Source organism: Agrobacterium rosae (assembly GCF_002915175.1).
Taxonomy (GTDB): domain Bacteria; phylum Pseudomonadota; class Alphaproteobacteria; order Rhizobiales; family Rhizobiaceae; genus Agrobacterium; species Agrobacterium rosae.
Window position 1 is genome coordinate 138324 of record NZ_NXEJ01000009.1, and the last position, 15638, is coordinate 153961.

The following is a 15638-nucleotide window of genomic DNA, read 5'->3' on the forward strand; positions in this document are numbered from 1 at the left end:
TTCAGGGTGTTGGAAGCGCGTTCTGCCATTCCTTGATGGCGTCGATGGGTGCTACCAGCATCACGACATTCAAAGTCAGATTATCGCGGATCAGCCAGCCGGTGAAAATCTCGAAGAAAATGGCGATAACGATCGTCAGCCAGATGGGAACGCGCGCGGCGAAGAAGAAGCCGAGCATCATGAACACCGTGTCCATGGCCGAATTCAAAATGCTGTCACCGCTATAACCGAGCGCCATTGTGGCGGTGCGATAGCGGTCGATGATGATGGGCGAGTTTTCAAGAAGTTCCCAAGCGGCCTCGATGAGGACGGCGAAGGACAGCCGGAAACCGATCGAATGTTTGCGAAACAGCAGCCATGCCAGCCCGTAAAACAGGAAGCCGTGGATGATGTGCGATGGGGTGTACCAGTCGGCCAGATGCTGCGAATTGCCTGGCGTATTCACGCCCGGTTCGAAGAGCTTCACATAACCGCATTCACAGATGGGAACGCGGCCCATGAAATACAAAATGACGATCTGCAACAGCAGAATTCCCGCGGCCACGCCAAACCAGATATGGGAGGAGGGGCGGGAGCCGGGCATCTGCGCAGGTATCATTTCTTGTCTTTCGTCAAAGGCTCAACCGAATGGCGCATGATGAGCGGCATCTGCGCCATGGTGAAGAGGATGGTGATGGGCATCGTGCCCCAGACCTTGAAGGCGACCCATGTATCCGTAGAAAATCCGCGCCAGACGACTTCGTTCAAGACGGCCAGGAACAGGAAGAAGAAGCCCCAGCGAAAGGTCAGCTTGCGCCAGCCTTCTTCATTCAGCTTGAAGGCCGAATTGAAGACATAGCCCAGCAGCGAATGGCCGAACAGCAGCCCACCGAGCAGGATGACGCCGAACAAGGCATTGACGATGGTCGGCTTCATTTTGATGAAGGTATCGTTTTGCAGGTAGAGCGTCAGCGCACCGAAGACGAGGACGACGATACCGGAGATCAGCGGCATCATCGGCAAGGTGCGGGTGAGAATCCAAGAGACCGTGAGCGCGAGAGCCGTAGCTATCATGAACAGACCGGTAGCAATGAAGATCGGGCCGCCGAATTCCGTCAGTACTGGAAATGTGTTTGCTAGCCACTCGCCACGTGAATTGGCGAAGAAGAACACGACCAGCGGTCCAAGCTCCAGCACGAATTTCAGCAGCGGGCTGATCTCGCGAACCATTTTTTCGCTCTCGCGCTGATTGCTTTCCACGTCCATACTCATACTCCCGCAATCGCTTTGGCGAAATCTTCCGCCTCGAATGGCTCCAGATCGTCAACGCCTTCGCCGACGCCGATGAAATACACCGGCAATTTGTGTTTGGCAGCGATGGCAACGAGGATACCGCCGCGGGCCGTGCCATCCAATTTTGTCATAATCAGGCCGGACACGCCTGCAACATTGCGGAAAATTTCCACCTGGTTCAGGGCATTCTGGCCCGTCGTCGCGTCTAGCGTCTGCAAGACCGTGTGCGGCGCGTCCGGATCGAGCTTGCCCAGCACGCGTACGATCTTCTCAAGCTCGTCCATCAGTTCCGTCTTGTTCTGCAAGCGGCCAGCCGTATCGATGATCAGCACGTCACACTTCTTGGTGCGTGCCTGCTCGAACGCATCATAGGCAAGACCTGCTGCATCGGCACCCAGCTTGGTGCCGATGAATTCCGATCCGGTGCGGTCTGCCCAAATCTTCAGCTGCTCGATAGCTGCGGCGCGGAACGTATCGCCTGCGGCCAGCATGACCTTGAGGCCGGAGCCGGAAAGTTTTGCTGCGAGCTTGCCGATGGTGGTCGTCTTGCCGGTGCCGTTGACGCCGACGACGAGGATAACATGCGGCTTGTGCGACAAATCAAGCTCCAGCGGTTTGGCCACGGGTGCCAGAACCTTGGTGATTTCACCGGCCATGATGCGGGCCACGTCTTCGCCGCTGACATCCTTGCCATAGCGTTCCGATGACAGAGCGCCGGTAATCCGCATGGCGGTTTCCAGACCGAGATCGGACTGGATCAACAAATCCTCAAGCTCGTCCAGCGTGTCTTCATCCAGCTTGCGCTTGGTGAACAGCGCCGAGATCTGGCTGGTCAGTTGCATCGAGGTGCGCGACAGTCCGGCGCGCAGGCGCTGGAACCAGGAGAGTTTCTGCTCCGGCTCAGCTTCGACTAGCACCACGCGCTCGCTTGGCAAGGAAAAGCCTTTTGGCAGAGCGGATGGTGTGACCGGAGTTTCGGTCGTCTCGCTTGCAGTGACGGCTTCTGCCTCATCCAGCAAGGCGTCCATGGCCACGGTGTCGAGTGGCGCGTCGATATCCATGGGTTCCTGCGCTTCGGCTTCCACCTGCAACAGGGACAGCGGCACGATGCCCATATCGCCAACTTCTTCAGGGCCGGGGAGGAGAGGCGCGTCTTCTTCCGTTTCGTCTTCCAGCGGCGCGGTATCGCTGTCCGTATCCGGGGCAGGGCCGCCTGCCGTTTCCATTTCAAGATCGGAAACCGGATCTTCCGCTAAGGGCGTATGCTCCTCGGCCTCGATCAGAACCTCTTCAAAGGTGGCATCGCTTTCCGGCTTGTCCGTCTCGGTCTTGTCCTTGCCGAAGGAGAAGACTTTTTTGATGAAGCCGAGGGCCATGATCGTTCCGTATCGTTCCGTCAGGCTGCCTGCGCAGCCAGACATTGCATATCCAGGTGTTTCCCGTTGTGACCGGTAATCCGCACCTGCGCAAGTGTGCGGGCGGCAAGATCGGGGGCGGCAACGAGTGTGAAATTGTTGGTGTGCGCAAAGCCTCTGTTTTCAACGAGAATGGTCTGCTCGGTACCGACCATCTGATCGAGATGCGCGTGGCGCAAAATCTCGCCGCGCTCACGAAGACGTGCCGCCCGCTGCTTGATCAGTCCACGGTCCAGTTGCGGCATGCGCGCGGCTGGCGTGCCGGGGCGCGGGCTGTAGGGGAAGACGTGCAGGCTGGAGATGCCGCATTCTTCCGCAAGGGTCGCGGCGTTTTCGAACATCTCTTCGGTCTCCGTCGGGAAACCGGCGATCATATCTGCACCGAAAGCGATTTCGGGCCTCAACGATCTGACCTGATGACAGAAGGCAATGGCATCCGCGCGCATGTGGCGGCGCTTCATGCGTTTCAGGATCATGTCATCCCCATGCTGGAGCGACAGATGCAGATGCGGCATGAAGCGCGGCTCATCCGCAATCAGGTCCATGAGGTGCTTGTCCGCTTCGATGCTGTCGATGGAGGAGAGGCGTAGCCGCAAAATCTCAGGCACTTGCTTCAGCAGCGTCTTGGCTAGATATCCAAGTGATGGCTCACCGGGCAGGTCCGCGCCATAGCTGGTGGCATCCACGCCCGTCAGCACGATTTCGCAATAGCCGTTTTCGGTCAGCTTGCGGGCCTGTTCGACCACGGCACCCATGGGGACCGAGCGGGAATTGCCGCGACCGTATGGGATGATGCAGAAGGTGCAGCGGTGGTCACAGCCATTCTGCACCTGAATGAAGGCGCGCACATGCCCGTCAATGTGCTTGATCATCTGCGGCGCGGTGGCCTTGATGCTCATGATATCGTTGACGCGCAATTTTTCTTCGGCAGAAACACCGAAATCCGGCAGAGCCCGATACGAGGCGCTTGTCAGCTTCTCCTCATTGCCCAGCACGGCGTCCACTTCCGGCATCTCGGCAAAGGTCTCTTTTTCCGTCTGCGCGGCACAGCCGGTGACGATGATACGGGCATGCGGGTTTTCGCGCCGCGCGCGGCGGATGGCGGCGCGTGCCTGACGCACGGCCTCACCGGTCACGGCGCAGGTGTTGACCAGCACGGCATTGTTCAGCCCCGCCTTTTCAGCCTGCGCCCGCACCACTTCCGATTCGTAGGTGTTGAGGCGGCAGCCGAAAGTTATGACCTCGACACCACTCATAAGGCAGCCTTTTCCTGCGCCGCACTGCGAGCCCAGGTGCCGGTGACGGGATCGACGCTGCCAGCCCATTCCCATTCGGCGGGGCCGGTCATGACGACATGATTATCGTCGCGCCATTCGATGGTTAGCGGAATGCGAACGGGGCTTGAGGCCACGTCGATCTCGACGGTGCGGCCGGTACGACCCGTACGGGCAGCGGAAACAGCAGCGGCGCAGGCGGCAGAACCGCAGGCCAATGTTAGCCCCGCCCCGCGCTCGAAGGTGCGGGTGCGCAAGGCGGTGTCGGAGATGACCTGCGCCAGCGTGATATTGGCCTTTTCGGGGAACATCGGGTGGTTTTCCAGCAGCGGGCCGAAGCGCTCGAGATCGAACGTCAGGGGATCGCTATTCACCCAGAAGACTGCATGTGGATTGCCCATCGACATGACGGCGGGCGAATGCAGCACGGGGTTGTCGATCGGCCCGATCTGGAGCTCGATGCGGCTGGTATCGTGGAATTCTTCGGCCAGCGGAATATCGTCCCAGCGAAAGCGTGGCATGCCCATATCGACGGAAATCATGCCGTCTTCATGTTCGCTGGCGTTCAAAATACCTGCTACAGTCTGGAAGGTGAAGGTCTTCTTGCCGGTCTCGGATGCCAGGGCCTGCACGACGCAACGGGTGCCATTGCCACAGGCTTGCGCCTTTGTGCCATCGCAATTGAGGATGTCGATATAGGCATCCGTGCCCTGTGCGCGGGGATCATGGATGGCCATGATCTGGTCGAAAGCCGTTTCCGGATCGGCATTCAGTGCGATGGCCGCCTGTGGCGTGACCATATCCTTGCGGCCGCGCATATCGACAACAAGGATCTTGTTACCAAGCCCGTTCATCTTCGCAAATTCGACCGTATCCGACATGATCCTGTACCTGTTGGGGGGTGATCGCGCAGCGTGGCCGCGCAGTTGCCTCTATATGGCGGAAATGATGGGCAATTACCAGTGTTTGGTGAGGTGTTGCGTTTGGCAATGCGTTGAGCGCCGGAGCAAGCTCGCCCCCCTCTGCCCTGCCGGGCATCTCCCCCACGGGTGGGGAGATCGACTCGCGGTAACCTCTCGCAAATTTCATCCGTTCCGGGAGAGGCTTAGCGATGAAGATGCGGTCGAACCGGTGAGCCAGCGCCCAGCCGATCTCCCCACCTGTGGGGGAGATGCCCGGCAGGGCAGAGGCGGGTAGCGGCATATTCCGCCCCCTCAATGGTTAGGGCAACAACACCCTCCGCCCTCATGCTGAGGTGCTTTGACCGAAGGGCAAAGCCTCGAAGCATCTGCCGCGCACTCTGCCCCAAATCCGCACCCCCGTCCTTCGAGGCTACGGCTTCGCCTCCGCGCCTCAGGATGAGGGTTGCTACCGTTGTGCCAGCATCCGTATCCAGCCACTAAATCCAATCCTGTCAAAAAAACCGGCCACCGCTTACGCAAGCTTCGCCGTTCACGCGGCAGCATCTGCCCGTGGCATGCTTCATTCTCAGGTCCCATAACCATTCGCGGCCATGGATATTCGGACGGGGCGCTGCAAGCTGCCTCGTTGGTAGTTTAGATATGGCACCTCACAGCGCCCCGTTCAGCTCTTTTGGCCAAACAGCAATCCACTTGCCACGGCTGGCAGAACCCGGACGGCGAAGGGGGAAACCTTGCCGGAGAACCGGTCGGACATAGTCAAGGTCCGACCCTTCCCATCCGGATGGCGATGGCGTGTTGCCAAATCATCGCCCTGCCAGTTCAGCTGCACCTGCCTTCGATTTGCTCCCGCGCCGATAATCTAGGGGCGAGAGGATCGATCCGTTTTTCGCAAGGGCCTGCCGCAACACGAATGGCTGCGGCAAGCACTCACGATCCGTCCGCGCTGTTTCGCAACAGTGCGGGGCAGATGCAGCGTGTTCCTGTGTACCGCCTGACTTTCGCTTCTATCCTCATGGTCGCATTAGACCAGATGACGATGAGCTGTCGGTACACCCGGCGACTAGGTCGGGCATCGGGAGAATGACATCGGTCGGTCCGAAACCGGTGTCTTTCTCCTCCCGTTGCCGCCGGGGAGATTGCTGCTCAACCCCGGGATCGAAAGGTTTGCGTCACCCTTTCAACCCCAGCGCCGGTCCCGCCTCGCCGCAACGCCTTGCGGTGTATCCGAGGGCGGAACGGGGAGATTGTGCGGGTGATTTGCGCGCCGTGGAGAAAAGTGCGGGAGATTTTTTTGAGGGTTTTGCGGGTTTTTGGGTAAGCGATTGATTTTGTTGGGGAGTATTTTTAGTTGAGAGGTTTGAGGGTGGGGCTTACCCCCCTCTGCCCCGCCGGGCATCTCCCCCTCAGGTGGGGAGATTGGCTGGGCGCGCGCTCACGGGACATCTTGAATGTGGGGGCGGGGCGATGGCATGTTTTGGCGACATATCATTCTCTGACGCTTACGATTTTGCAGTGAGCGTGCCTTTTACCAATCTCCCCACCTGAGGGGGAGATGTCAGGCAGGACAGAGGGGGGTGAGCGGCGTACTCTGCGCTCCACGGCCTACCGCCCTCACCCCCGTCCTTCAAGGGTCGCCTTGCTCCTGCACCTCTCCTTCGACAGGCTCAGGATGATGGAGGAGGGGTGCTACCGCTGCATCCACCTATCCAAAAAATCCCACCACAATAAACCGCTTGCCTTTGCTCTTCAGATGGCAGCTAATTGGTGAACGAAGCAGGGAGAAAATGCTATGGCCAAGGGTCAAGTTCGCAGCAATAAAGAAGTCAGAAAACCGAAAAAGGATAAGGCAGCGCCAGCCGCCGCGCCGACACTCGGATCGCAGGTGAAAGCCAGCGAAAGCACGACCAAGAAAAAGTAATTTGGGTTTGCGGGGCGATGCAGACGCTTGGGAGCGTACTCTCAAGCGAGGTGCAAAGGCGCTTAAATAGTGAGCGCCTGTCCCGCGCACTTCAAACCATTGGCACGTCGAAAACTTCGCTCGGGTGCATGGGGCGGAAGCGATCCTCTGCTACGCCGTGTTCTGTCAACGCCGCCTTGAGCGCGATGATTGGTGCATCGATGGCTTCGTCGGTGAGTTGAACGGTGCCCCAATGGTGGCCGCAGGCATAGGCTGCGCCACAAATCTTCATACCTTCCACGGCTTCCGATGGGTTCTGGTGCTGGCCTTTCATGAACCAACGTGGTTCGTAGGCGCCGAATGGCAGGTTGGCGAGGCGGAAGCCGCCGTGTTTTTTGGCTGCGGCATGGTAATTGAGGCCACTGTGAAAGCCGGTATCGCCGATGTGGTAAATCTTGCCGCCGGGTGTTTCGATGACGAAGGCGGCCCAAAGCGCCATGCGTCGGTCGTTCAGTCCACGCGCAGACCAGTGATGGCAGGGCTCGAAATGGATTTTCACATCCGGCGCGACGTTCAGCACATCACCCCAGTCCCCCGTTGAAATCTTTGCCGCCTCCACGCGGGTGCGAATGACGACATCATTGCCGAGGGGCGTGATGAAATGCGGTTTATGCTTGATGTGAAGCTGGTGTAGCGTTTCCAGATCGAGATGGTCGTAATGGTTGTGCGTGACCAGCACGATGTCGATTGGCGGCAGATCGTTGAACTGGATACCGGGCGGGTTGACGCGTTTGGGCCCCACGAAGCTGAAGGGGCTGGTGCGCTCCGACCACACGGGATCGACGAGAATATTCAGGCCCGCCGTCTGGATAAGAAAGGATGCGTGGCCGACGAAGGTGACGCGCAGGTCTTTACCGTTGACGCGTTCATCCGGTTTCACGAAGGGAAACGGGCTGGGATAGGCTTCCGGCCATGTCGCCTTGTTGCCATCGAAGCGCCATTTCATCAGGTCCACAAAACCGTTGGGCGTCTCGCCGCGGGGATTGAAGAAACGCGCACCATCGAAATGGTCCGATAGCGGGCCTTTATAATAGGCGCTGGCACTGGACTGGCGCGCATAGAGACCACCGCCTGCCAGAAGTGTGCCGAGGAAGGAGAGTTTGAAGAGGGTGCGTCTTTTCATACCCTCTCTCATAGGCCCGAGGCGGGCGACATTCAACAAAAGCGAATGTGATCTCGATAATTTCATCGTCGATTACAAACCAAGGTTGCTGCTGCCATTTAAAAATCGCATTTGCTGTAAAAATCACAGCGAGATTTGGTGGAGGCGGCATGCGCGCGATCACATTACTTTGTTCATCTTTTTTGTTTTTAACCTCGCTGACGTTGCCGGTTCTGGCAGAGCCGCTGCCCGCCCCGGTCAACGGCGTGACCTTTGAGGAATGGGCTTCTGCCAATGGACGAATCGCCAACGAGCAGGACCCGAAGGACGTGATCGCCGTTCTTGACATAGACGAGAGGACATTCGAGCAGATCAATCTTTCGTTCATCGAGGCTTTGAAAAACGCCGACACTGCCGGTGATACGATGCGGGCTTACGGCGAGGCTTTCGGCGATCCAAATCGGGGCCGTTTCTCCAAAACGGAGAAGGTTCAAATAGAGGGCAAGCTTGCGACATTCGATGACTATGCACGCCTGCAAGGCCATATGGAGGCTTCGGGGGAGCTCGGCATTACCCCGCAGCAGGTGCTTGATGAGCATAATCTGACGCCTTACGAATACGCCGAGGAATCAAAACGATGGATGGGCCGTCTCGTGGCCGAGGCCTCAAAGGAACATGGTGCCGACGCGACGGCAAAATGGCATGAAGCGATCTTCGCCTATAAGGCAGAGTATCTGAAAAAACGCGACAAATGATGAAAGATCGGCGCAGCAGCTGACAACGTACGGCTGCTGCGGGCGCGTTTTGGCCTTCAAGCCTTGACTCCTGCGGGCTTTTGCTGTTTACCCGCGCCCATCAGCTGGCAGTTTCATGACCGCAGCCGCCGACCGGGACCCGTAAGGTATAGATGATCCCGGAGGCAAACATCCGACAGCGCGACGCGCCCTCGGGTGCTTTTTGGCTATGCGTCTTGTTTTTGACAGCAAAAGCACCGACGTTTCGGGTACCCCGGAACGAAGAAGGATGACGCAATGTTTGAAAACCTCCAGGACCGCCTTGGCTCCATTCTGAATGGACTGACGGGCCGTGGCGCGCTTTCGGAAGCCGATGTGACGGCTGCCCTGCGCGAGGTTCGCCGTGCGCTTCTGGAAGCGGACGTGGCACTCGAAGTCGTCCGGTCCTTCACCGACAAGGTGCGTGAAAAGGCCGTCGGCGCCTCGGTTCTCAAAGCCATCAAGCCCGGCCAGATGGTCGTCAAGATCGTCCATGACGAGCTTGTCGAGATGCTGGGCTCCGAAGGCGTGGCCATCGACCTGCATGCCGCCGCTCCCGTCGTCATCATGATGGTGGGTCTGCAGGGTTCGGGTAAGACGACGACGACCGGCAAGATCGCCAAGCGCCTGACCGACCGCGACAAGAAGAAGGTGCTGATGGCATCTCTCGACACGCGTCGTCCGGCGGCCCAAGAGCAGTTGCGCCAGCTCGGCGTTCAGACCGGTGTCGATACGCTGCCGATCATTGCCGGACAGTCGCCGACGGATATTGCTTCGCGCGCCGTGCAGGCGGCCAAGCTCGGCGGCCATGATGTCGTGATCCTGGATACCGCCGGTCGTACCCACATCGACGAGCCGTTGATGATGGAAATGGCGGACATCAAGAAAAACGCCAAGCCGCACGAAATCCTACTGGTCGCGGATAGCTTGACCGGTCAGGACGCCGTCAATCTGGCGCGCAACTTCGATGAGCGCGTCGGCATTACCGGCCTGGTGCTGACCCGTATGGACGGCGATGGCCGTGGCGGCGCCGCCCTTTCCATGCGTGCCGTGACCGGCAAGCCAATCAAGCTGATCGGTACCGGCGAGCGGATGGGTGAGCTGGAAGAATTCCACCCGCGCCGTATCGCCGACCGAATTCTCGGCATGGGCGATATTGTTTCGCTGGTCGAAAAGGCTGCTGAAAACATCGATGCGGAAAAAGCCGCAGCGATGGCCAAGAAGATGCAGTCGGGCAAGTTCGATCTGAACGATCTGGCCGACCAGCTCGGCCAGATGAAGAAAATGGGCGGCATGGGCGGCATTATGGGTCTCATGCCCGGCATGTCCGGCATGAAGGACAAGATGGCCGCGTCGGGTCTGAACGACAAGATGTTCGACCGCCAGATCGCCATCATCTCATCGATGACCAAGGCCGAGCGCGCCAACCCTGACATGCTCAAGCACAGCCGCAAGAAGCGCATTGCTGCCGGTTCCGGCACGGATGCCGCCGAAATCAACAAGCTGCTCAAGATGCATCGCGGCATGGCCGACATGATGAAAGCCATGGGTGGTAAAGGCAAGGGCGGCATCATGAAACAGATGATGGGCGGCCTTGCTGGCAAGATGGGACTTGGTGGTGGAATGGGCGGCATGCCTGATCTGTCCAATATGGACCCCAAGCAGCTGGAAGTGCTTCAAAAGCAGGCGGAAGCCGCAGGTCTCGGCAAGGCTGGCGGGTTGCCCCCTGGTCTTGGTGGCATGGGCGGAATGCCCGGTCTTCCCGGTTTGGGCGGACCGAAGCTGCCGGGCCTCGGCGGTCTTCCCGGCCTGCCCGGTTTTGGCAAGAAGAAGTGAGACTGTGATGACCGACGCAGACGTAAAGGCTCAACTTTCGCAATACCGCCAGTCCATCGACAATATCGATGCGGCGCTGGTGCATATGCTGGCAGAACGGTTCCAACGCACCAAGGCGGTTGGCGTTTTGAAAGCAACCCACGAATTGCCGCCGGCAGACCCGGCGCGCGAAGAATACCAGATCGAACGCCTGCGCCATCTGGCAAAGGACGCCAATCTGGATCCGGATTTCGCCGAGAAGTTCTTGAACTTCATCATCAAGGAAGTCATCCGGCATCATGAAGCAATTGCCGCTGAACACAACGGCACCGAAAAGACCGCCTGACCGGCGGACTAGCCATTCTTAAGGAGAAATAACATGGCACTGAAAATTCGTCTCGCACGCGGTGGTTCCAAGAAGCGCCCGTACTACCAGATCGTCGTTGCTGACGCCCGTTCGCCACGCGACGGCCGTTTCCTCGAGAAGGTCGGTTCCTGGAACCCAATGCTTGCCAAGGACAATGCTGATCGCATCCAGATCAACGGCGACCTCGTCAAGGAATGGATTGCCAAGGGCGCACAGCCAACAGACCGCGTTCTGCGCTTCCTCGCAGAAGCCGGCATCGTAACGCGCGACGCCCGCAACAATCCTGAAAAGGCAAAGCCAGGCAAGAAGGCAGTCGAGCGCACTGCCGAGAAGAAGCAGAAGGCCGATGACGCCGCTGCTGCTGCCGCAGAAGCATCTGCTGCCGAATAAGTCCGGTTTGCACGATTTGAACGGGTGGTGTGGATTTCCGCGCCACCCGTTTATGTTTATTTTGACTGCAACATGCCGTACATAGATTTTCAAAGACGAACACCGAAACGGACGACCGATGGCAAAGCTGGAAAACCCCATTCTCATGGCCAAGATTGGCGCGGCGCAGGGACTGCGTGGCGAAGTGCGGGTCAGCTCTTTCACGGATGATCCAACCGCATTGGGAGAATATGGCAACCTGATTGCTGCCGATGGCCGGGTGTTCGAAATTCTCGAAATCCGCGAAGCCAAGACCGTGGTGATCGTGCGCTTTCGCGGCGTCAACGACCGCAATGCGGCGGAAGCTCTGAATGGGCTGGAACTGTTCATCGAGCGTGACAATCTGCCCGACGACGATCTGGACGATGACGAATTCTACTACACCGATCTGGAAGGGCTTGAGGCCGTCGACGCCGAGGGCAAGAGCTACGGCTCCGTTGCCGCTGTCCATGATTTCGGCGCGGGCGATCTGCTGGAGCTGAAAGGCGCTGGCCGTCGTCCAACGCTCATTCCGTTTTCCGAAGCTGCGGTTCTGGAAATCGACCTCGAAGGCGGGAAAATCCTGATCGATCCCCTTGCTGCTGGCCTGATCGACAATCCTGAGGACGGCAAGGACGACCCGGATCATCCGATCTTCGGCAAGAAAAAATAACATGACATTCAAGGCAACCGTGCTGACGCTCTACCCGGACATGTTTCCGGGGCATTTGGGCCATTCGCTGGCGGGCAGGGCGCTGGAGCGTGGGCATTGGCAAATCGAGCCGGTGCAGATCCGCGACTTCGCCACCGACAAGCACCGCAGCGTGGATGACACGCCTTCTGGCGGTGGCGCTGGCATGGTGCTGAAGCCCGATGTGCTGGCAGCTGCCATCGACGCTGTTTCGCAGGATGATAGGCGTCCGCGACTGCTGATGAGCCCGCGGGGGAAGCCGCTGACGCAGGCTCGGGTGCGCGAGATTGCCGCTGGCGATGGCGTCATCATCATCTGCGGCCGTTTTGAAGGCGTGGATCAGCGGGTGATCGATGCTCGTGAGCTCGAGGAAGTCAGTATCGGCGACTATATTCTCTCCGGCGGCGAACCGGCGGCGCTGACGCTTTTAGATGCTGTGGTGCGCATTCTGCCCGGTGTGATGGGCAACGATCTCTCGGGCGTGCATGAAAGCTTTGAGGGTGGGCTGCTGGAGCATCCGCATTATACCCGCCCGCAGGTCTGGGAAGAGCGCGATATTCCCGCTGTCCTCACCTCCGGCAACCACAAGGCCATCGAAAAATGGCGCCACGAGCAGGCGCTGGCGCTGACGAAAGAGCGTCGTCCCGACCTTCTGGCGAGACAGTCTCAGGTCGAGACGAAGTAGTAGACCGATAGCAGCAGGCCGACCGATATTACCAAGGCGCGGATGATCCATTGCGGTACGCGCCGCGCAATATAGACGCCGCTATAGCCGCCAATGGCGGACGCTGGGATCATGATCAGCGCTGCGGGCCAAGCGACTACGCCACCGCCGACGAAAACCACGATGGCAACCGCCGCTATGACCACCGCGAGCAGGTTTTTCAAGGCATTGAGGTGATGGTAGGTGCCACCGGCCGTCAGGCCCAGCACTGCCAGCATCATGATGCCCATGCCTGCGCCGAAAAAGCCGCCATAGATCGAGGTGAAGAACTGGCCGATGAGGCTTGCGGCATTGCCGGGTGAGCGTTGCGCATTCGTGCGGGGGCGCAGCCATGGCCCCAAGGCAAACAAAAGCGTGGCGGCCAGCAGCAGCCAGGGTACGAGCTGGCGAAAGGCTGGATTATCGAGTGACAGAAGCAGGAGCGCGCCGGCGGTCGATCCGGCAATCGAGAGCAGGGCCAGAAAGATCGCGCCTTTCCAGTGGGCGCGGATTTCCGGCCAATAGGCGATGACCGACGTGACGTAGCCGGGAAATTGCACGATGGAGGAGGTGGCGTTGGCGGAAATTGGCGCGATGCCGGCAAGCGTCATGGCCCCGAAGGTCAGAAACGTACCGCCGCCTGCGATGGCATTGACCGCACCGGACAGAAAGCCGCTGGCAAGCAGCAGCAGAATGATGAACAAAGACATGGCCCCTCCCGGCGCATTTTGTGCCCCGATCACTCCATATCCGTTGAAATGACTGCCGACAATTCGGTCGTGACCGACAAAATAATCTTGCAAAAGGGATGACAAATGCGTCGTCTTGCTGTAATGGCCCGCGTGGAACTGGGGTTTACCCCTTTAACCGCAAGCAAAGAATGGTGAATCCGCTCCTGCCGCAAGGCATGGTCCCGAGACTTGGTTTCAAGGGATGACAGTTGAGCGCTCTGGCTGTTTCAGAAGAACTCAGAGGTTAATATGACCAACATTATCGAACAGCTGGAAGCCGAACAGGCTGCCAAGATCGAAGCGAAGCGTACGCTTCCAGAATTTTCTCCAGGTGACACCGTTCGCGTCAACGTGCGCGTAACGGAAGGTACACGTACCCGTGTACAGGCTTACGAAGGCGTCGTTATCGCCCGTTCCGGCGGCGGCATCAACGAGAGCTTCACCGTTCGCAAGATTTCTTACGGCGAAGGTGTAGAGCGCGTATTCCCGGTTTACTCGCCACTGGTTGAAGGCGTTGAAATCGTTCGTCGCGGTAAGGTTCGTCGCGCCAAGCTCTACTACCTGCGCGACCGTCGCGGTAAGTCTGCTCGTATCGTTGAAGACACGGGCGTTCGCGCTCGCAAGCTCAACGACGCTGAGCGTCAGGCTGCTGCCGAAGAAAAGGCTAGAATCGAAGCTGAAAAGGTTGCAGCAGCACAGGCTCTGGCCGCTGAAAAGGCCGCAGCAGAAGCTGCTGAAGCCAAGGCAGCCGAAGAAGCCGCAGCAGCCAAGGCCGCTGAAGAGGCTGCAAAGCCTGCCGAAGGCGCAGCTGAATAAGCCATTCCGTTTTTCGGGAATTTTGACAAAGGCGGTCTTCGGGCCGCCTTTTCTTTTTGGGTGTGTGCTAGTCGGTATAAGGCGGTGGGTGGGGCTTACCCCCCTCTGTCCTGCCGGACATCTCCCCCACAAGGAGGGAGATCGGCAGGGAGCGCCGACATCGCTTCTTTTTCGACATGTGAGATGGCCGAAAGGTTGCCACGAGTCGATCTCCCCACCTGTGGGGGAGATGCCCGGCAGGGCAGAGCGACTGTCTTGGCAGTCAAGCGTTTTGCCATGGTTTATTCTCCCGGATGATGGCGTTGAGGATGGTCAGCAACTTGCGCATGGTGGCAACGATGGCGACGATCTTGGGCTTGCCGGATGCCACGAGGCGATCGCGGAAGGCTTTGAGGAACGGGTTGTGACGGGACGCAACCAGTGCCGCCATGAACAGGACGGCCCGCACCTTCGAGCGCCCGCCACCGATAAAGCTCTTGCCTTTCCACTTGCCCGATTGCCGCGTCCAAGGTGCCAGTCCCGCAAGCGACGCGATCTGGCGTCTGTCGAGGCTGCCGAGCTCCGGCATTTCCGCCAAAAGCGTGCGCGCCGTAGCCCGCCCCACACCCGGAACCGAGGTCAGCAATGCCTCGCGCACACGCCACAAGGGTGACTTGCGGATGTGGTCATCCATGTCGGCATCGATGCTCTCCATCTCACGGCGCAGCGCATCCAGCAGCCGTTTGATGCTCTTGCGCGTCGTCTTCTCCAACGCCATCCGCAACCGGTTCTCTTCAGCCACGATCATCTGCACGATCTGTCGCCTGCGATCGACAAGGGCCGATAAAGCCTGGGTTTGCGCATCGCGCAGCGGTCGGATCTGCGGTTTCGTCGCCGTGACAAAGGCAGCAATCAGGGCCGCATCGATCGCATCGGTCTTGGCACGCCGACCGATGGCGTTGGCATAGGCTCGCACCTGCGCCGGATTGACGACGATCACGCAGATGTCGCAGGCCGCAAGCTTTGCCACAGCCAGCGTTTCGAAACCGCCCGTCGCCTCCAGCGCCACGAGATCGGCCTTCTGCGCCTTAAGGCGACGCGTAAGTTCTTCGATGCCATCATGGTCGTTCCCGACACAAAAGCTTGCACCAGAGGGTGAAACCGCAACGTCGAGACGTTCCTTCGACACATCGATACCAACGATAATATCCATCTTATCCCATCCTTGCCTAAGCGGGCTTTGCACGCGCAAGCGGCCCTGGCGACTGTTCGGGTTCGATGGAACGGCGGATGCACAACCGGGCTCTGCCACGGGCTTGGTGTCCCTAAGGGGCTTCGGTCTTACATCCGCCATCGCACAGGGCAGTACACACCCAAATGACGGCGAAGGGAAGTTACAAGGGGGGGGGGGG

General features: G+C 59.0%; 17 protein-coding genes. 8 read left to right on the plus strand and 9 right to left on the minus strand.

Features of this window, described 5'->3' with window-relative positions:
- Window position 1: 1 nt before the first annotated feature.
- Genes CPJ18_RS20475 through CPJ18_RS26865 form a run of 6 tightly spaced genes read right to left on the minus strand, consistent with a single transcriptional unit; the run spans window position 2 to window position 5164 of the window.
- Window positions 2–598 (minus strand): DUF2585 domain-containing protein, encoded by a 597-nt coding sequence (locus CPJ18_RS20475; RefSeq protein ID WP_103659821.1) that lies wholly within the window; start codon window positions 596–598, stop codon window positions 2–4.
- Window positions 595–1245 (minus strand): septation protein A, encoded by a 651-nt coding sequence (locus CPJ18_RS20480; protein ID WP_103659822.1) that lies wholly within the window; start codon window positions 1243–1245, stop codon window positions 595–597. Before CPJ18_RS20480 ends, CPJ18_RS20475 begins: the two co-directional genes overlap by 4 nt.
- A 2-nt stretch (window positions 1246–1247) precedes the next feature.
- On the minus strand, window positions 1248–2648 hold the full coding sequence (ftsY, locus tag CPJ18_RS20485) for a signal recognition particle-docking protein FtsY (protein WP_103659941.1): 1401 nt from the start codon (window positions 2646–2648) through the stop codon (window positions 1248–1250).
- Between the two features lie 20 nt (window positions 2649–2668).
- A complete protein-coding gene (mtaB, locus tag CPJ18_RS20490) occupies window positions 2669–3943 on the minus strand; it encodes a tRNA (N(6)-L-threonylcarbamoyladenosine(37)-C(2))-methylthiotransferase MtaB (RefSeq protein ID WP_103659823.1) in 1275 nt (424 codons plus the stop codon).
- Window positions 3940–4842, minus strand: coding sequence for a diaminopimelate epimerase (gene dapF, locus CPJ18_RS20495; RefSeq protein WP_103659824.1), 903 nt, complete (start codon window positions 4840–4842; stop codon window positions 3940–3942). Before dapF ends, mtaB begins: the two co-directional genes overlap by 4 nt.
- Window positions 4799–5164 carry a hypothetical protein gene (locus CPJ18_RS26865; RefSeq protein WP_153366893.1) on the minus strand — a complete coding sequence of 122 codons (366 nt, stop codon included), beginning with the start codon at window positions 5162–5164 and terminating at the stop codon, window positions 4799–4801. Before CPJ18_RS26865 ends, dapF begins: the two co-directional genes overlap by 44 nt.
- 1509 nt (window positions 5165–6673) lie before the next feature.
- Here CPJ18_RS26865 and CPJ18_RS27480 point away from each other — a divergent pair.
- Window positions 6674–6802, plus strand: a complete 129-nt coding sequence (locus tag CPJ18_RS27480; protein WP_256387055.1) for a hypothetical protein — start codon at window positions 6674–6676, stop codon at window positions 6800–6802.
- 91 nt (window positions 6803–6893) lie between these two features.
- On the opposite strand, the gene CPJ18_RS20510 is transcribed toward CPJ18_RS27480, so the two are convergent.
- The gene (locus CPJ18_RS20510; RefSeq protein WP_103659942.1) at window positions 6894–7964 is read right to left on the minus strand and encodes an MBL fold metallo-hydrolase; all 1071 of its coding nucleotides are present in this window, start codon (window positions 7962–7964) and stop codon (window positions 6894–6896) included.
- Between the two features lie 47 nt (window positions 7965–8011).
- Between CPJ18_RS20510 and CPJ18_RS20515 the strand changes: the two genes are divergently transcribed.
- From CPJ18_RS20515 to trmD, 6 genes are all read left to right on the plus strand, one after another.
- On the plus strand, window positions 8012–8698 hold the full coding sequence (locus CPJ18_RS20515) for a hypothetical protein (RefSeq protein ID WP_146258700.1): 687 nt from the start codon (window positions 8012–8014) through the stop codon (window positions 8696–8698).
- Window positions 8699–8974: 276 nt separating this feature from the next.
- Window positions 8975–10552: a signal recognition particle protein gene (ffh, locus tag CPJ18_RS20520; protein ID WP_103659826.1), complete on the plus strand. Its 1578-nt coding sequence runs from the start codon at window positions 8975–8977 to the stop codon at window positions 10550–10552.
- Between the two features lie 7 nt (window positions 10553–10559).
- Complete coding sequence (locus CPJ18_RS20525) at window positions 10560–10877, plus strand: chorismate mutase (protein WP_077103125.1); 318 nt, start codon at window positions 10560–10562, stop codon at window positions 10875–10877.
- A 33-nt stretch (window positions 10878–10910) separates the two neighbouring features.
- Window positions 10911–11288, plus strand: coding sequence for a 30S ribosomal protein S16 (gene rpsP / locus CPJ18_RS20530; RefSeq protein ID WP_077103123.1), 378 nt, complete (start codon window positions 10911–10913; stop codon window positions 11286–11288).
- Window positions 11289–11406: 118 nt separating this feature from the next.
- Window positions 11407–11979 carry a ribosome maturation factor RimM gene (gene rimM / locus CPJ18_RS20535; protein WP_103587151.1) on the plus strand — a complete coding sequence of 191 codons (573 nt, stop codon included), beginning with the start codon at window positions 11407–11409 and terminating at the stop codon, window positions 11977–11979.
- Window position 11980: 1 nt separating this feature from the next.
- Window positions 11981–12682, plus strand: a complete 702-nt coding sequence (gene trmD, locus CPJ18_RS20540; protein WP_103659827.1) for a tRNA (guanosine(37)-N1)-methyltransferase TrmD — start codon at window positions 11981–11983, stop codon at window positions 12680–12682.
- Here the strand turns inward: trmD and CPJ18_RS20545 are convergent.
- Window positions 12664–13410, minus strand: coding sequence for a sulfite exporter TauE/SafE family protein (locus CPJ18_RS20545; RefSeq protein ID WP_103659943.1), 747 nt, complete (start codon window positions 13408–13410; stop codon window positions 12664–12666). The two genes, trmD and CPJ18_RS20545, sit on opposite strands and share 19 nt — an antisense overlap.
- Before the next feature lie 270 nt (window positions 13411–13680).
- Between CPJ18_RS20545 and rplS the strand changes: the two genes are divergently transcribed.
- Window positions 13681–14247 (plus strand): 50S ribosomal protein L19, encoded by a 567-nt coding sequence (gene rplS / locus CPJ18_RS20550; protein ID WP_077121414.1) that lies wholly within the window; start codon window positions 13681–13683, stop codon window positions 14245–14247.
- Between the two features lie 262 nt (window positions 14248–14509).
- Here the strand turns inward: rplS and CPJ18_RS20555 are convergent, their stop codons facing one another.
- Window positions 14510–15439, minus strand: coding sequence for an IS110 family RNA-guided transposase (locus CPJ18_RS20555; protein ID WP_103659828.1), 930 nt, complete (start codon window positions 15437–15439; stop codon window positions 14510–14512).
- Window positions 15440–15638: the final 199 nt, after the last annotated feature.

Coding starts and splice junctions, on each gene's coding strand:
- CPJ18_RS20475 (WP_103659821.1), bottom strand. CDS start 598: ATGATACCTGCGCAGATGCCCGGCTCCCGCCCCTCCTCCCATATCTGG.
- CPJ18_RS20480 (WP_103659822.1), bottom strand. CDS start 1,245: ATGGACGTGGAAAGCAATCAGCGCGAGAGCGAAAAAATGGTTCGCGAG.
- ftsY (WP_103659941.1), bottom strand. CDS start 2,648: ATGGCCCTCGGCTTCATCAAAAAAGTCTTCTCCTTCGGCAAGGACAAG.
- mtaB (WP_103659823.1), bottom strand. CDS start 3,943: ATGAGTGGTGTCGAGGTCATAACTTTCGGCTGCCGCCTCAACACCTAC.
- dapF (WP_103659824.1), bottom strand. CDS start 4,842: ATGTCGGATACGGTCGAATTTGCGAAGATGAACGGGCTTGGTAACAAG.
- CPJ18_RS26865 (WP_153366893.1), bottom strand. CDS start 5,164: ATGCCGCTACCCGCCTCTGCCCTGCCGGGCATCTCCCCCACAGGTGGG.
- CPJ18_RS27480 (WP_256387055.1), top strand. CDS start 6,674: ATGGCCAAGGGTCAAGTTCGCAGCAATAAAGAAGTCAGAAAACCGAAA.
- CPJ18_RS20510 (WP_103659942.1), bottom strand. CDS start 7,964: ATGAAAAGACGCACCCTCTTCAAACTCTCCTTCCTCGGCACACTTCTG.
- ffh (WP_103659826.1), top strand. CDS start 8,975: ATGTTTGAAAACCTCCAGGACCGCCTTGGCTCCATTCTGAATGGACTG.
- CPJ18_RS20525 (WP_077103125.1), top strand. CDS start 10,560: ATGACCGACGCAGACGTAAAGGCTCAACTTTCGCAATACCGCCAGTCC.
- rpsP (WP_077103123.1), top strand. CDS start 10,911: ATGGCACTGAAAATTCGTCTCGCACGCGGTGGTTCCAAGAAGCGCCCG.
- rimM (WP_103587151.1), top strand. CDS start 11,407: ATGGCAAAGCTGGAAAACCCCATTCTCATGGCCAAGATTGGCGCGGCG.
- trmD (WP_103659827.1), top strand. CDS start 11,981: ATGACATTCAAGGCAACCGTGCTGACGCTCTACCCGGACATGTTTCCG.
- CPJ18_RS20545 (WP_103659943.1), bottom strand. CDS start 13,410: ATGTCTTTGTTCATCATTCTGCTGCTGCTTGCCAGCGGCTTTCTGTCC.
- rplS (WP_077121414.1), top strand. CDS start 13,681: ATGACCAACATTATCGAACAGCTGGAAGCCGAACAGGCTGCCAAGATC.
- CPJ18_RS20555 (WP_103659828.1), bottom strand. CDS start 15,439: ATGGATATTATCGTTGGTATCGATGTGTCGAAGGAACGTCTCGACGTT.